Annotated in this window: 12 protein-coding genes and 1 pseudogene; 3 read left to right on the top strand and 10 right to left on the bottom strand. The window is 39.4% G+C overall.

The features are described from left to right. The first annotated feature begins 5 nt into the window (after positions 1 to 5). Complete coding sequence (locus tag JCM15074_RS02530; protein ID WP_037468953.1) at positions 6 to 509, top strand: HPP family protein; 504 nt, start codon at positions 6 to 8, stop codon at positions 507 to 509. A gap of 32 nt (positions 510 to 541) precedes the next feature. Here the strand turns inward: JCM15074_RS02530 and JCM15074_RS24710 are convergent, their stop codons facing one another. From JCM15074_RS24710 to JCM15074_RS02500, 7 genes and pseudogenes are all read right to left on the bottom strand, one after another. Beyond that, on the bottom strand, positions 542 to 868 hold the full coding sequence (locus tag JCM15074_RS24710; RefSeq protein ID WP_234400146.1) for a peptidylprolyl isomerase: 327 nt from the start codon (positions 866 to 868) through the stop codon (positions 542 to 544). Further along, a complete protein-coding gene (locus tag JCM15074_RS24705) occupies positions 829 to 1,353 on the bottom strand; it encodes a peptidylprolyl isomerase (protein WP_234400145.1) in 525 nt (174 codons plus the stop codon). Before JCM15074_RS24705 ends, JCM15074_RS24710 begins: the two co-directional genes overlap by 40 nt. Positions 1,354 to 1,428: 75 nt before the next feature. Further along, complete coding sequence (narI, locus tag JCM15074_RS02520) at positions 1,429 to 2,106, bottom strand: respiratory nitrate reductase subunit gamma (protein WP_025819745.1); 678 nt, start codon at positions 2,104 to 2,106, stop codon at positions 1,429 to 1,431. Between the two features lie 10 nt (positions 2,107 to 2,116). Continuing rightward, positions 2,117 to 2,851 carry a nitrate reductase molybdenum cofactor assembly chaperone gene (gene narJ, locus JCM15074_RS02515; protein ID WP_025819744.1) on the bottom strand — a complete coding sequence of 245 codons (735 nt, stop codon included), beginning with the start codon at positions 2,849 to 2,851 and terminating at the stop codon, positions 2,117 to 2,119. Positions 2,852 to 2,855: 4 nt separating this feature from the next. Continuing rightward, positions 2,856 to 4,394, bottom strand: a complete 1,539-nt coding sequence (narH, locus tag JCM15074_RS02510; RefSeq protein WP_025819743.1) for a nitrate reductase subunit beta — start codon at positions 4,392 to 4,394, stop codon at positions 2,856 to 2,858. Positions 4,395 to 4,405: 11 nt separating this feature from the next. After that, a pseudogene (locus tag JCM15074_RS20550) lies at positions 4,406 to 8,168 on the bottom strand (nitrate reductase subunit alpha). Between the two features lie 110 nt (positions 8,169 to 8,278). Then, positions 8,279 to 9,883, bottom strand: a complete 1,605-nt coding sequence (locus JCM15074_RS02500) for an MFS transporter (RefSeq protein WP_025819742.1) — start codon at positions 9,881 to 9,883, stop codon at positions 8,279 to 8,281. A gap of 328 nt (positions 9,884 to 10,211) precedes the next feature. Between JCM15074_RS02500 and JCM15074_RS02495 the strand changes: the two genes are divergently transcribed. Continuing rightward, positions 10,212 to 11,939, top strand: a complete 1,728-nt coding sequence (locus JCM15074_RS02495) for a histidine kinase (protein ID WP_025819741.1) — start codon at positions 10,212 to 10,214, stop codon at positions 11,937 to 11,939. A gap of 18 nt (positions 11,940 to 11,957) precedes the next feature. Continuing rightward, positions 11,958 to 12,599, top strand: coding sequence for a two-component system response regulator NarL (gene narL, locus JCM15074_RS02490; RefSeq protein WP_025819740.1), 642 nt, complete (start codon positions 11,958 to 11,960; stop codon positions 12,597 to 12,599). A 12-nt stretch (positions 12,600 to 12,611) separates the two neighbouring features. Here the strand turns inward: narL and JCM15074_RS02485 are convergent, their stop codons facing one another. The 3 genes from JCM15074_RS02485 to JCM15074_RS02475 all read right to left on the bottom strand — a co-directional run bounded on the left by JCM15074_RS02485 (position 12,612) and on the right by JCM15074_RS02475 (position 16,602). After that, entirely contained in the window at positions 12,612 to 13,886 is a 1,275-nt protein-coding gene (locus JCM15074_RS02485) for an MFS transporter (protein WP_025819738.1), read from the bottom strand. A gap of 158 nt (positions 13,887 to 14,044) precedes the next feature. Further along, positions 14,045 to 14,695, bottom strand: coding sequence for an OmpA family protein (locus JCM15074_RS02480; RefSeq protein ID WP_025819736.1), 651 nt, complete (start codon positions 14,693 to 14,695; stop codon positions 14,045 to 14,047). 11 nt (positions 14,696 to 14,706) lie between these two features. Further along, positions 14,707 to 16,602: a pilus assembly protein gene (locus tag JCM15074_RS02475; RefSeq protein WP_025819734.1), complete on the bottom strand. Its 1,896-nt coding sequence runs from the start codon at positions 16,600 to 16,602 to the stop codon at positions 14,707 to 14,709.

Below are 16,602 nucleotides of genomic sequence, written 5' to 3'. Positions count from 1 at the left end.
TCACGATGCAAAAAATGTCACCAACCGAAACCATCGCTTCTATTATTGGTGCTTTTTTTGCCACGCTTTGTGCATCATTTTTTAGCAATAGTATTTTGGAAGCGAGCAATATGCCGATGGTATTAGCATCCACAGGCGCATCAGCAATGCTCATATTTGGCATACCGCATAGCCCTGTTTCACAACCATGGCCATTGGTCGGTGGTCACCTGATTGCCGCTTTTATTGGTATATCGAGTTATTATTTAATACCTCATCCAGTTATAGCCTCATCTGTTGCTATTGGAGTCAGTATGTTAGCGATGCACCTATCGGGGGCAATGCATCCACCAGGAGGAGCAACAGCGGTCACTGCGGTCATTGGTGGTGATACAGTACATGAGTTGGGCTATTATTTTATTATTGTGCCCGTGTTTTTTAATGCCATTATTTTATTATCCATCGCGATGGCAATAGGTTCATTTAGAGCAAAAAATCCATACACATTAAATAACAAAGACAATAAATAGCGGCATTATTCTCTTTGTTATTCACAATAGACCTAAACCGCAATATTTGCAGAGGGTTCAAAACCAACCTCAATCCCTTGGATATCAGCAACTTCTATTAAGTTATAGATATAAGATTGAATTGCCAATCTTGAAGCTCGGTCAACAAGATACCCTCTAATTTTATCTTCAACATGAGGATAATCTAATTGCTCTCCAGTGATTTTGTTTACAATATTAACCACATGAATACCATAACGAGACGTTATTGGTTCAGCAATCAACCCTTGCTCATACTGTAAAACTTGCCTTTCAAATTCAGGTACGGTTTGATTACGGCTTATTTGCCTAATGCGCCCCCCACCTGTTTTGATGGACAAGCAGAATGTTGCTGAGCTAACGTTGCAAACAAAGTTATATCGTCTAATAGCATTTCAATCAATCGCACGGCAGTTTGCCTTGCTTGCTCTCTCTCTATCGGTTCATCAATCGCAGCTGGCAATAAAATATGATCGAGTGCTAATAATGGTTCAGTTGTAAATGTCGCTCTATTATTCTCATAGTATCTAAGACAATCCTCTTCAGTTGGAACTTGATAGGTCACTTGTTGCTGGAGTAAGAGTGAAATAGCACTTTCTTCTCCAGCGGACATATCACAACCACAAGCTTCAGCCTTTTGTTGCAATAACATTTTAATCACTAAACTTTGGCCTGCTTGTTGAATAACTCGCTCAAAATCATCGTGAGGATGATATTGCAACTCGTTTGCTAAAACCGTTTCGTCAATAAAAACACCATTAACACTAATCATTGGCATTTCAATCTCTGTAGGTTGTGGTCTTTTTTGGGGTACATCTGTATCCATGATGGCTCCAATACATAATTTATCGTGACCCAATATAAAAGGAGCTAATGAATAATTAGCTCCTTTTATATCATTTTATCTTTGACGAACAATTTGATAATTACGAACTAAATACTTTATTGGCGCACTAATTACATGTACCAATCGCGTAAATGGAAATATCATAATTAACGTTAAGCCGACAAACACATGCAACTTATAAACGATACTTACAGGCGCAATCATTTCAGCAGCCTGAACGCCTTGCAGTGTCACAATACTCTGTGCCCAATTGGCGAGTAACACCATGACAGAACCATCCAAATGCTGAGCAGAAACGACTATCGTTAATAAGCCTAAACAGACTTGAATTAATAACGCATATAACACGACCATATCTGATGTTCGAGTGTTCGCTTTTACACGAGCGTTATTCTGTCTTCGTAGAATAAGCATAATAACGCCTATCAAACATAATATTCCAAAAAAACCGCCACTGATCATCGCTAATAGCTGTTTATGCGGTGTTGAAATAAAATGATGGTATATTGATTCTGGTGTTAATAAACCGACGAAATGACCCGCTAAAACAAATATCACCCCGATATGAAATAGATTACTCGCAAGACTAAAACCTTTGTTATCCAGCATTTGGCTTGAGTCCGCTTTCCAACTATAGGGTTCTCTATCATAACGAATCCAACAGCCAACAATAAATACAGCCGCCACGATGAATGGATAGACTCCAAATAGCAAAAAGTTAAGATTTGACATTATTATCTCCTTACAATCCTGCGACGTCGGCAGCATCGGCATCATGCCATTTAATGGGTACTTGATTGATGGTGTTCGGGTCTAGCGCATGTTTTGACGAATGTAAGCCTTGATTTGGGCATGGCCCTGTCATTGGGTCATCAAAACGGATCTCCTTATCCTCCCACGCTTGATCAATTGCCGCCACGGTATCATCGCGCTCTTCCGCAGCGACAATGGTTGCAATTTCCACACGATCTAGCTCGACATCAGTTAGACTAATCAAGCCATCAAACAACACGCTATAATCACACTGTCTTTCAATTAAACGCTCAGAAAGCATGGCCAATAGGTGAACAATGTCTCCTAACCATTCATGGATATAGTCGATAGATTGCTCACTGAGATACTCTAAATAAAGAGGCAAATAATCAGGTAGTTGCGAACTGTCTATATCAAACCCATTCGTGTTATATACGGCCATTAAATCAACCATAGCTTGGCCACGATCACGAGATTCACCATGTACATGTTCAAATAGCAATAATGACAGGGCTCGACCTCGATCAAATAGCAGATCATATCGCTCTTGCGCATCAAATAGATCTTGGGCCGTCAAATCATCAATAAATTTAAGCAGCGCTTGTTTCTCTGGCGGTGCGATATCAGATGATTGCTGTACCACGCAAATCATCTGTTCTGATGCATCAAATAGAGCCTGAGTTGGATAGTCTAATAACCTTGAAATAACCTTCAGAATTAACATGCTATTACTCCTCCAGTTTGACTGTTTTGATGACATCACGGCGCGTTATCTTTTTGCCTCCGAACATATTGACCCCATTGTGACCATCGCTACAGCCATTCCCAAAGGTAAAGCCACATCCGCTTTTCTCCCCATAGGCTTGTGGTACATTCATCTCCCGGTGCCCACTTGGAATAACATAACGATCTTCATAGTTCGCAATAGCAAGATAACGATACATCTCATCAGCTTGTTTCTTAGTCAGCCCAACTTGCTCAAGCACCTCTAAGTCTTCAAGCCCTTCCACATTTTCAGCGCGCTTATAAGCTCGCATTGCTAACATTCTTTCTAATGCCTTAGCCACGGGCTCTTTATCCCCTGCTGTCAGCAAGTTAGCTAAATATTGCAGCGGAATTCGTAGTGAACGAATATCCGGTATAACGCCAGCTTTGCCTAAAGTCTCTGCTTGCACTGCATTTTGAATCGGGCTGAGTGATGGGATATACCAGACCATAGGTAATGTTCGGTATTCAGGATGAAGCGGTAATGCCAACTTCCAATCCATTGCCATTTTATAAACGGGTGATTTTTGTGCTGCTTCAATCACAGAATCTGCAACGCCATCACGTCGAGCTTGTTCAATCACGGCAGGATCAAAGGGATCTAAAAATACCTCTAACTGCTTTTGATATAAGTCTTGCTCAGATGCTGTTGCTGCAACCTCTTTAATTTTGTCTGCGTCGTAGAGCAATACCCCTAAATAGCGAATACGCCCAACACAAGTTTCAGAGCAAACGGTCGGCATACCCGCTTCAATACGTGGGTAACAGAAAATACACTTCTCAGATTTACCTGACTTCCAGTTGTAATAAATCTTCTTGTATGGGCAGCCAGAAATACACATACGCCAGCCACGACATTTCTCTTGATCAATAAGCACTATTCCATCTTCTTCACGCTTATAAATTGCACCTGAAGGACATGAAGCGACACAGGCAGGATTTAAGCAATGCTCACATAAACGAGGTAAATACATCATGAATGTATTTTCAAACTCGCCATACATCTGCTTTTGCATATTATCGAAATTCTTATCTTTACTGCGCTTTTCAAACTCAGTCCCTAAGATCTCCTCCCAATTAGGACCCCATTCAATTTTTTCCATCCGTTTACCAGAAATAACCGAACGTGGTCTTGCTGTTGGCTGGTGTTCAACAATAGGAGCGGTATGCAAATGTTGATAGTCATAGTCAAAAGGTTCGTAGTAATCATCAATAGCAGGCAGATCGGGATTAGCAAAAATACTCGCTAAAACACGGTATTTTCCCCCAATTTTAGGTTGAATTTCACCATTTGATTTACGCTGCCAACCGCCATTCCATTTATCTTGGTTTTCCCACTCTTTGGGGTAACCAATTCCCGGTTTAGTTTCAACATTATTAAACCATGCGTATTCCACCCCCTCTCTAGAAGTCCATACGTTTTTACAAGTAATTGAGCAAGTATGACAACCAATACACTTATCAAGGTTAAGCACCATACCGATTTGAGAACGTATTTTCATGACGTGGCTCCTTAAGCTTCATCTGGATTAGTGGGTAGAGGACGGGGTAAATCATCGCTGTCAGAACCTTCTAACCAGTCAACTTTATCCATCTTTCTTATCACAACCATCTCGTCACGATTACAACCAACCGTGCCATAATAATTAAAGCCCCAAGATTGCTGAGCATATCCACCAATCATATGAGTTGGTTTCATGACAATACGCGTAACCGAGTTATGGTGACCACCACGTGTACCTGTCATTTCACTTCCTGGAACATTCACGATCCGCTCTTGGGCGTGATACATCATGGTCATGCCTTGATTAACACGTTGTGAGACAACCGCACGACAAGCTATCGCCCCATTAGCATTAAAGACTTCGACCCAATCGTTATCCTCAATACCTGCATCTTTAGCATCAACTTCACTCATCCAAATAATGGGTCCACCACGAGAAAGTGTCAGCATCAACAAATTATCTGAATAAGTACTATGAATGCCCCACTTTTGATGCGGAGTAATCCAATTTAATACAATCTCTTTATGGCCATTTGGCTTAGTGCCTTTGACATAATCAACAGTCTTAGTATTAATTGGAGGACGATATGAGATCATCTGTTCGCCAAATGCTTGCATCCATTTATGATCTTGATAAAACTGTTGCCTACCCGTGATTGTGCGCCATGGGATTAGCTCATGCACATTGGTATAACCTGCGGTATAACTGACATGTTCATCTTCTAAGCCTGACCATGTTGGTGATGAGATAATCTTACGAGGTTGTGCTTGTACATCTCTAAATCGAATCTTCTCCTCCTGCTTAGGTTTAGCAAGATGAGTATGATCAATACCGGTTGCTTCACTTAATGCTTCCCAAGCTTTAACGGCAACATTACCATTGGTCTCAGGCGCTAACGTCAAAATAGTCTCAGCGGCATCAATTGCAGTTTCTATAATGGGTCGACCTTCACTTATTCCCTCATCGGTATGACGGTGATTAAGATCTCCAAGTAATAAAATCTCATCATCTGTATTCCAGTTAATCCCTTTTCCCCCATTACCTAATTTGTCTAATGCTGGACCGAATGAAGTAAACTTCTTATATGTGTTGGGATAATCACGTTCGACTTCCACCATATTAGGCGCCGTCATTCCAGGAATAAGTTCACATTCACCTTTTTTCCAATCTTTCACATCAAATGGTTGTGCTAATTCACCTGGGGTATCATGTAGCATAGGCACGGTAACAAAATCAGTCTCATGACCTAAATGACCTTCACACACTCTTGAGAAGGCTTTAGCAATTCCCTTATAAATTTCAAAATCTGATTTAGCTTCCCATGCTGGGTCAACTGCAGTTGAGAGTGGGTGAATAAACGGATGCATATCCGATGTATTCAAATCATCTTTTTCATACCAACAAGCGGTAGGCAAAATAATATCGGAATACATACAAGTGGATGACATTCTAAAATCAAGAGTAGTCACCAGATCAAGCTTACCGACCGCGCCCTTATCAACCCACTCAACCTCTTCAGGTTTAAAGCTACCTCGTTGCCCTAAATCATCATTCATCACACCATTTTTGGTGCCTAATAGATATTTGAGCATATACTCATGCCCTTTACCGGATGATCCCAATAAATTTGAGCGCCAAATAAACATATTACGAGGGAAGTTTTCAGGTGCATCAGGTGCTTCTGCAGCAAATTTAAGTTCACCCGACTTTAACTTTTCAACGGCATAATCTTTAGTCGACATTCCAGCGTCTTGTGCATCTTTGGTTAACTGTAATGGATTACGATTAAGCTGTGGTGCTGATGGTAACCAGCCCATACGCTCAGCCTTAATGTTGTAATCAAGCATATGCTCAGGGAATTGTGATTTATCCGCCATAGGCGATAACACTTCATGCACACTGACTTTCTCGTGACGCCACTGTGATGAATGATTATAAAAAAACGAAGTTCCATTCATTTGACGTGGAGGACGTGACCAATCTAAACCAAAAGCTAATGGTTGCCAGCCTGTTTGTGGACGTAACTTTTCTTGACCCACATAGTGTGACCAACCGCCACCTGATTGGCCTACGCAGCCACACATCATCACCATATTGATTAAGCCACGGTAATTCATATCCATGTGATACCAATGGTTCATTGCCGCACCCACAATGATCATTGATTTACCTTTGGTCTTATTGGCTGTATCAGCAAATTCGCGGGCGATTTTGATCACTTTATCACGTGATACACCGGTAATTTTTTCCTGCCATGCAGGCGTACCTGCAATATCTTGATCATAACTAGAGGCAACATTCTCCCCCCTAATCCACGGTCAAGACCATAGTTGGCCATCATTAAGTCATATACGGTGGCAACAACTAATTTTTCGCCATCGGCATTTATGATTGTCCGAGTGGGTACATTACGGACTTGAACCTGCTCCTGCGCACATGCAACCCAATGCTTATTCGCATCATCTCCCGCAAAATGGGGAAATGATACTGGTGAGATATCTTCACCAATCAGTGATAGTTGCAGTTTAGTTTCTCGACCTTCTGCCCCTTCACGTTGCTGAATATTCCATTTTCCTTTTTCCCCCCAACGATAACCAATTGATCCAGTTGGAGAGACGAAATCATGGCTATTTTCATCTATCGCAACAGTTTTCCACTCAGGATTATTGGCTTGCTCCAGATGATTGGCTAAATCAGATGCGCGTAAAAAACGGGTTGATTTAAACGAATTATCATCATATTTATCCAAAACAACCAGCATCGGGAAATCAGTATATTGACGCACATAATCAGTAAAATACTGACTTGGATTTTCAAGGTGAAACTCACGCAAAATAACATGCCCGAATGCCATTCCAAGCGCTGCATCGGTTCCCTGTTTTGGGTTTAACCACTCATCTGTTAACTTTGAAACTTCAGCATAGTCAGGTGTTATCGATACAGTTTTAGCGCCTTTATAACGAACCTCAGTAAAAAAATGCGCATCTGGGGTACGTGTTTGTGGCACATTTGAGCCCCAAGCAATAATATAATTTGAGTTATACCAATCGGCAGACTCAGGCACGTCTGTTTGCTCCCCCCAAGTCATTGGTGACGATGGTGGTAAATCACAATACCAATCATAAAAACTTAAACACACGCCCCCAATAAGAGATAAGTAACGGGCACCAGCTGCATATGAAACCATCGACATTGCGGGAATGGGAGAAAAACCAACGACACGGTCAGGCCCATAGGTTTTTGTGGTATAAACATTTGCAGCAGCAATAATTTCATTCACTTCATCCCAAGTTGAACGAACAAAACCACCTAAACCACGCTTAGATTTATATGACTCAGCTTTCATTGGATCTTCAACAATCGAAGCCCAAGCTGAAACAGGATCTTGAGTTGCACGAGCATGACGCCATAACTTTAATAGTGGCTTACGCACTTTTGGGTATTTGAGGCGATTTGCACTATATAAATACCATGAATAACTGGCACCACGCGGACAACCTCGTGGTTCATGATTAGGTAAATCAGGACGAGTACGGGGATAATCAGTTTGTTGGGTTTCCCATGTCACTAATCCATTTTTTACATAAATTTTCCAAGAACAGGATCCTGTACAATTAACCCCATGGTTGAACGCACGACTTTGTCATGCTGCCACCGCTGACGATAACTGTTTTCCCACTCACGACTCTCATTCGTGGTATCACCGTGACCATCACTAAACTCACCTGTTTTCTTTTTAAAAAACTGTAAGCGGTCAAGAAAATTGCTCATCTCTTACTCCATGTTTTATCAAGATGAGTGGTACAACTCATATCCACCCATTATTGTTTTACTGTCCTTGATAATTAGTGCAGCCCCTATATCGCCACACAATTATCAAGTTATGGGTTTTTATGTTCTGCGCCAGGACGGAGATAGAACCACCAATTAATGGCAATACATACGCCGTAGAATATGGCAAAACCATATAAAGCATTTTCAGGAGTGGTCAGCTTAATTTGCTCACCTAATACTTTGGGAATAATGAAGGCGCCATAGGCGGCAACAGCAGATGTCCAGCCAAGCACAGGACCTGCTTGCTCTTTATCAAATACCATTGAGATAGTGCGGAAAGTTGAACCATTACCAATGCCCGTTGCGGCAAATAACACCAAAAACAACACGAGGAAAGGAACAAAGAATTCTTGAGGAGTTTCAGAGGCATAAGCAGCCTTCATAAAGTATGCAACACCCACGGCACTTGCAATCATAATGAAGGCACAAATTTGAGTGACTTTGGCTCCGCCCATTTTGTCAGCAATCCAACCACCGACCGGACGAATTAATGCACCAATAAAAGGTCCCATCCATGCATACATCAATGCACTAGGGCCATTAGGATTCGCAATATCATGATTCATGACGCCATCAACCATGACATGTTGATATCCAAAAATCACCTTAATCGATAGACCGAATCCAGCAGCAAAACCAATAAATGAACCGAAAGTCATGGTATAAATAATACTCATTACCCAAGTATGAGTATTACCAAAAATCTTATATTGGCGAGTTAAATTATTCTTTACTTGCCCCGGAATTAATTTTAATAAAAACACCGTTAATGCAATAACTATGGGTAATACAAGCCACTTACTTAACTCAAACCCAGAACCGCCAACCTTTTCAGGTAACATTAGCCATAAGCCTAAGATTGATGTCAAAAAACCAACTGCAAGCATGCCACTGATAATACTGAAAGAACTGATGGGATTGGGAAGTTCAGGTGTCACATGTGCCGCTTTAATGTTATTCATCCCCAGCCAACTCACGATAGCTAATGGAATGAGAAATAATAACCACACATAACCGGCATTTTGGATCCATGCATCGGAACCCGCAGGAATTTTACCAATCAAAGTACCAGAGGTATTCACCAATTCCATAGGCTCGCCGCCAAAGATGCCAAAAGTCATCACTAATGGCACCAATATTTGCATGGTCGTTACCCCAAAGTTACCTAAACCAGCATTTAGACCAAGCGCTAACCCCTGTTGTTTTTTAGGAAAAAAGAAGCTGATATTTGACATTGATGACGCAAAGTTACCGCCACCAAAACCTGAAAGTAAAGCTAACATTTGAAATACCCATAACGGCGTATTCTTATCTTGCAGCGCGATTCCAGTACCGATTGCAGGTAACATCAATAAGGCCGTGGTAAACACAATAGTGTTTCTGCCACCACATAACCGAATAAAAAAACTACTTGGTATTCTTAATGTTGCTCCCGTTAAACCAGCAACCGCCATTAGCGTAAATAACTCAGATTTTGCAAACGGAAAACCTAAATTAAGCATTTGAATGGTAATAATTCCCCAATATAACCAAACAGCAAAACCACACAATAAACTTGGAATTGAAAGCCACAAATTACGATTGGCAATTTTTTTCCCCTTTTCATCCCAAAACTTAGGATCTTCAACATCCCATTTATCTATATCAGACATTCGCTTCTCCAATCATGGCGAATATGTTGCTAGCTAAACGGTTGATAATTGATTAAGAAATTAACGTCGTTTATCCAAGCAATGGTCACCAAGGTTTACTTATATTTAACGAGAAACTAACATCCACGTATAATGATGATTTGACTGAGATCATTCTTTTTACTGTTAAAAATTGTTGTTCACCACAAAACTACCACCAAAGTATTAGCCAAAAAACAAGCATACAGCTTTGTTTTTAAACAATATAAATATATTCTTATATAGTGAATGCTCAGGGTGGAAAATTTGGTAGTAGTCTCATAAAACAATTAAATATAGGCATATTGCCATGACAAGTAGCAATACATTAGAACAACCAGAACATCACAATGACGCATCATTAATTGCAACTGCAGGATTATATATTTCGATTATTATCACGCTGGCATTAGTCAGTATGATTTCATCAATTTTAGTGACTGAACGATTAGCGGGTGATGCTGAATTACTCAATAAAAGTGGCGCATTACGACTACACCTCATGCGAGTGTCGCGTGCAGATTTACTATCGAATACTGAGCAGATACAAGAAAAAACTATTTTTAATGATAAATTAGCCAACTTAAAGCAAACAAGTTTTGATACCAGCATTAATGAAAAATCAGTTAAAGAACAATATCTTAAAATAATAGAGCAGTGGCAAATTTTATATAGAGATAATAAGCAACCAACGCCACAAGATTATGACTTATTAACAGACGAAATAAATAAACTTGTTTATTTAATCCAACTAGAATCTGAACATAAATTAAGTTTACTTAGATTAATTCAAAGTATTGCTGTTTTTATTATTTTGATCATTAGTGCCTTTGCACTGATTAAATTAAATCAAATCTTAATCATCCCCCTAAGAAACCTTGTCTATGTGGCAGAACAAGCAGGCAAAGGTAACTTTGAGACTAAAATTACCTTTGATGCGAATAATGAATTAGGTCTCCTCGCAACCACCATTAAACAGATGTCGACACAACTTAGTTGCACCTACCAAGATTATGAGCAAAGAGTACAACAAAAAACAACTGAATTGACCCGCAGTAATCAATCATTAGCGCTGCTATATAAAACTGCTAGACAGCTTACAACCCAAGATTACCACCAAATAAAACATGACATTATTAACGATGTTGAAGAATTAATTAGCGCAGGAAGAATTTCAATTAAACTGATCCATAAACAGCTTGATAAGCTAATAATATATAGAGCAAAAGAGATGAAAAATGATGATACTTTTGTGCATACGCTACAATTTTCACTGAAAAAACATAATAAGATTTTTGGTGATATCATCTGGCAACTTCCGCCAAATTACACAGCACAAGCATGGCAAGAACAATTACTGCAAGCAATGGCCGATATAGTGGCAACGGCCATAGAACTTGAACAACAAAAAAATACCGAGAATCGATTACTCATATCTGAAGAACGAGCCATTATTGCCAGAGAATTACATGACTCACTAGCGCAATCATTGTCCTTCCTAAAGGTACAAATGAGCCTATTAACACGTAAAATGGAAAAACAAGTCCCAAAACCTCAAATTGATGAAACGATTTCTGAAATAAAGTTAGGCTTAAATAATGCCTATCTACAATTACGAGAATTACTAACGACTTTCCGCTTAAAACTCGATGCGCCAACCATAGAAAGTGCCCTGCAAGGCACTGTGGCGGAATTTAGTCAGAAATGCCAACACCCTATTCGATTTAATTATAATATTGAACAAAACTGTTTATCTGCTAATCAAGAAATTCATTTACTTCAAATCATAAGAGAAGCATTATCAAATATACAGCGACATGCAAAAGCAACAACTGCGGGGATATCTTTAACACAAAATGAGTCATTAATTGTGTTAACGATATGGGATGATGGGCAGGGATTTAATATAGATAAAACGAATAAAGGACACTTTGGCCTCAATATTATGAGAGAGCGAACTCTATCCTTATCTGGTAAATTAGTATTAGCAAACAAGAATCCATCGGGAACGATAATCACAATGACTTTCAACCCATAATATCGATAAGGTAATAATATGGAAAATGCGACTATTTTACTCGTTGACGATCACCCCGCCCTACGACAAGGTCTCGCTCAATTAATCTCATTAGAAGATAATCTTGATGTTATAGCTCAAGCCAGCTCAGGCGAAGAAGGGATTATACTTGCACTACAACATAAACCCGATCTTGTACTACTCGATCTCAATATGAAGCAACTTAATGGTATTGATACGCTTATTTCATTAAAAAATGCAGATATTAACAGTAAAATTATTATTTTTACTGTTTCAGATAATGAAAGTGATGTGCTACAAGCCATTAAATTCAATAGCGATGGCTATCTACTCAAAGACTCAGAGCCCGAAGAGTTAATAGAAAAAATCCATCTTGCCCTACGCGGTGAATTTGTTATCAGTTCGCCATTAACCCAAATAATGGCTAAGTCATTACGCACTGACAGCAACCAAACATCCCACTTAGAGCTGTTAACTCAACGTGAGTTACAAAACTTAAAGCTCATCGCAGCAGGAAAAAGCAATAAAGAGATTGCAAAAAAGCTAGGGATAACTGAATCGACCGTCAAAGTTCATGTCAAAAATTTACTCAAGAAATTAGGCTTAAAAAGTCGAATTGAGGTCGTCCTATGGGCGGTTGATAATAAAATAACCTTATAAATTAAAGCTAGATTAATCCTTTTCTAAAAAATTATTAGCAATGGCTTCTTGTAATAACGTTTGCTTTCTTTCAGCCCGAATAGCAAAGTACATTACGATCATACAGCTTGCTAATACACCATATAGCAACATAAAACAGGCACTATAAACACCAATAACATCAACTGCGATACCAAATAAAATTGGCAAGGTGCAACCACCTAATGCGCCTACAGCAGCTACAACCCCACCGACACTGCCCATGTGATGTGGATAATAATCATAAATCGTTTTATAAATACTGGCACGGCCAAATCCTTGAGCCAGTCCAATAATCAAGATTAACAATGTGAAAAACCATACATTAACGTTAATCGCAACCGTGACATCTTTATTCACACCATGAACGGTCATCGTCGTTGGCGGATAACTCAAAAAAAATAAACAAACTAAGCAGATCCCAAAAGCACTCCAATTAACGGCTCTAGCCCCATAATTATCAGCAAACCAACCACCAACAGCACGTGCAATGCTTGAGCTAGTTACAAATAATAAAGTTAAGGTTAAAGCTTGAGTTAATGGCAATTGATATGCTGTCATATAATATTGAGGCAGCCATAAAAGTAATGCTAAAAAACTACCAAAAACAAAGTAATAATAAAGCCCAAATCGCCACACTTGTAGATGTTTCAATGGTTTTAAATAATACTCAAGATGTTCTTTTTGCTGCTTTTCTTTATAAAAAGAATTAACTTCAGGTGCGAATAATCGAAATAAAATAGCAATTGCAATCATTCCTCCCCCATAAAATGAACCTATCCACTGCCAGCCGAAGTGCTCAACAATAATTGGAACGAGTACTAAAGTAATAGCTGCACCAGCATTACCCGCACCAAATATCCCTAAGGCTACTCCTTGTTTTTTGGTTTCAAACCAATCGGTAACATAGCGAATACCTATAGTAAACGCGACACCCGAGAATCCAAGTAAGAAACCTGTAACGATATATCCGTTATAACTATCGACATAAAATAGATAAAAAAGAGGTGGGACAGTAAATAACATTTGCCAAAATAAAAAAGAACGGCATGATACTTTTTCAGCTAAAAATCCAACCGGTATTCTTAAAATAGCACCTGTAAATATTGGGGCAGCCAGTAACATACCAAACTCGGTTGTAGTTAAGTTTAGCTGCTCCTTTAATTCTATTCCTAAAATTGAATACAAAGTCCAAACAGAAAAACATGCGGCAAAAGCCAACGTTGCCATAGTAAGAGCCAAATATGAGTTACGCTGCTGAATATTCATTCTTACTCCATTTTAATAGGCCATTAAATGACCTATTTAGAGTAACGAATAATCACAAAAGGATATATCTATATTTCCTTAATCTTAATTATTCCCTGTAAACTTATCTGCGCGATTAAAATAACCGTGTTATTAAAATGACTATAATTTAATAAGCCTTATAAATTAATATCAACACGTCTATTTTGCTGACGCCCCTGTGCAGTGGAGTTCGTGTCTATCGGTTGTAACTCGCCATAACTCTGCGTCTTAATTTGAGTAGGCTCTAATTGCTGCTGAGTCATATAAGTTGCTGATTGCTCAGCCCGTTGCAAGCCTAATACCTGATTATAAGCTTTACGACCTTGTGCATCGGTATGGCCCGCTAATGTAATCACTTGTGGCTGCTGTTTAAGCTGCTGCACTATCTTATCTAAAATAGTCTTTGATTCAGGCGTTAATTCACTGCTATCAAAATTAAAATAGACTCGGGCCAATAGCGCTTTATCCGCTTTCGTCGTGATGAGATTACGGCTGTTAAGGTATTCCATACAATCAAGATCTGTGGCTGACAGTTGCGCTAAGCGTAATAGCGCTTGCTTGACTTGTTCATTATCCACTGTTTGATTAATCTGCAAATAACCATCACGATGATTGGCAATCGCAACCACGTCACCAATTTTTACCGTTTGTTGTAAGTTGTAATCTTGACCCGCACAGAAGGTTTCAATCTGCTGATTAACATCGGCGGCCATCGCGCTATTCACCATCCCCAAGAGCGAGAATAACGCTGCACATAGGCCTGTGGTATTGCTCATTTTATTATTCATTATTTTCAACCTTAATGCTCTAAATGGCGGTAGTGTAAGGTGCTTACGCCTGATGCTGCGCCGTGTTCGTTGTCGAGTTCAAGTAGTGTTTTTATTTGTTTAATAAGTTTATCGAGTGCATCTTTATCATCACTTTCCAATGAAGGAGGATTGACATCATCGTCTAATTCATCATCAAGTTCAGCAAACAAAAATTTTTCATCAAGTTTTTTACCATTCAACTGATAGCCAGCACATTGGTGAATAGCTAAAACACCCAGTTCATCATCGTCATCTTTTTCATATTCCATATCGATACCAACTAACCCGATATGAAGTTGTCCCTCACCAAATTGTTTACGTAAGTTAGAACATAAACCCGCTTCGACTAAATCATAAAAAGCGCAGGCGTTTTGGCTTTCGTCATCATCACGACTCTTATCTTCACCACAGTCATCCTCATCGCCGTCATAATCTTCATCTAATACCATTAGAATCAATTTCACCCGCTCAGAGTCATGACTATCATGTAACATTTGTGCGCCACGAATTAAGCCTTGGTATGCCGCACTGCCCCCTTGTGGCCACATCTCATCAAGTTTGTCGAGCTTCTGTTCTGTAGTTAACCCTTGGTCTAAATCTAAGGTATAGAAGTTAGCACCATAATGATATTCGTGATCATCATCATCACCATCGTCGTCATCTTTATCATCATCACAACGCACATAACCATCTTTAATAACTAAGTCATGGTAATGCTCATCATCACCATATTCATGATCTTCATCGGGCTGACGACAAAAGTTCAAGTATTGACGTTTATCTAATGGATATAAGGCTTTATCTTGTTCATAACTAATCGGTCCAACAATATTAGTTAAATCTGAACCACCTGCCACGTCCAATAAGTGAAATGAAGATTGGTGCTCGGTTAAATAATCGAGATTAGAAATATCAATAGAGGCCGTTACACCAAAATCAATAAAAATACGATCATCAATAAATCCAACATCTTCACTATCTGAATTTTTAGGAAATAGGCCTGATAATTCGTGAGTATTTCCTGCTCGATTATCTCTTTCAGCAAATTCATCAAATTTTAACGCCATTCGAATAAATTTAGCTTCATTTTGATCACCAACAGGGCACTCTCCGCCATCTGCACAGGTTTTTAAACTTGCATAAGATTGATCTGACCAAGCTTGCCAATCGACATCGGCATATTTTAATCCTGAAGCTTTATTAACAACGTCGTTATAAGATAAATAAGTTGGGCACCAAGCTTTATTCGTACTTTCATTTAGCTCACGCACACGTAAGTTAAATGGTACAATTCCTATTTGCGGTAACTCATTTACCACATCACCATTATCGTCTTTCGCTAAACCTTCAACGATATAACGAATTGCCTCTTTTAGAACGTCAATTTCATGCTCATCTTTTTCAGTCCATATATCATCTTCATCAGCCATTGAACTGGAAAAGTCAGCCACAAAAACTAAATCTAAATTTTCTAAGCCATAATGATAATTTCGAGCAATCGCTTTATTAGCAACAGTCACTTGCTCTTCAAAGCTCGGGATCAATGAGCTAGAGAGCCAAGAGAGATGATTGGTATTTGCGACTACCTTGTACTGTACAAATTGCTTATCTCGAGTAATAGCCACTTCTACATTATCAACGGCAGCACCTTGTTGTTGCGGCATATAATGCTGTACATAAGCCCTTGCTAACTTATTACTGTCACCTTGACCGCCACCCACTGAAGCCACAGCCAATGCAGCAGCCTCACTGGCATCAGCTAATCGATTCTGCTGTTGTACATAACGTGTTCCCTCTAATGCTAAAAATACCGTGCCAAATAGAGGCACTAATAACATTGCGGTATAGATGGCTGCTGCGCCACGTTGTTTACGATAACTTTTCAT

This window comes from Shewanella marina JCM 15074, from assembly GCF_000614975.1.
Taxonomy (GTDB): domain Bacteria; phylum Pseudomonadota; class Gammaproteobacteria; order Enterobacterales; family Shewanellaceae; genus Shewanella; species Shewanella marina.
Note: the sequence above shows the minus strand (reverse complement) of the source record. Positions and strands in the feature narration are given on the sequence as shown.

Excerpts from the sequence above, each read along its gene's own strand:
- JCM15074_RS02530 (WP_037468953.1), top strand. The coding sequence starts at position 6 with ATGCAAAAAATGTCACCAACCGAAACCATCGCTTCTATTATTGGTGCT.
- JCM15074_RS24705 (WP_234400145.1), bottom strand. The coding sequence starts at position 1,353 with ATGGATACAGATGTACCCCAAAAAAGACCACAACCTACAGAGATTGAA.
- narI (WP_025819745.1), bottom strand. The coding sequence starts at position 2,106 with ATGTCAAATCTTAACTTTTTGCTATTTGGAGTCTATCCATTCATCGTG.
- narJ (WP_025819744.1), bottom strand. The coding sequence starts at position 2,851 with ATGTTAATTCTGAAGGTTATTTCAAGGTTATTAGACTATCCAACTCAG.
- narH (WP_025819743.1), bottom strand. The coding sequence starts at position 4,394 with ATGAAAATACGTTCTCAAATCGGTATGGTGCTTAACCTTGATAAGTGT.
- JCM15074_RS02500 (WP_025819742.1), bottom strand. The coding sequence starts at position 9,883 with ATGTCTGATATAGATAAATGGGATGTTGAAGATCCTAAGTTTTGGGAT.
- JCM15074_RS02495 (WP_025819741.1), top strand. The coding sequence starts at position 10,212 with ATGACAAGTAGCAATACATTAGAACAACCAGAACATCACAATGACGCA.
- narL (WP_025819740.1), top strand. The coding sequence starts at position 11,958 with ATGGAAAATGCGACTATTTTACTCGTTGACGATCACCCCGCCCTACGA.
- JCM15074_RS02485 (WP_025819738.1), bottom strand. The coding sequence starts at position 13,886 with ATGAATATTCAGCAGCGTAACTCATATTTGGCTCTTACTATGGCAACG.
- JCM15074_RS02480 (WP_025819736.1), bottom strand. The coding sequence starts at position 14,695 with ATGAATAATAAAATGAGCAATACCACAGGCCTATGTGCAGCGTTATTC.
- JCM15074_RS02475 (WP_025819734.1), bottom strand. The coding sequence starts at position 16,602 with ATGAAAAGTTATCGTAAACAACGTGGCGCAGCAGCCATCTATACCGCA.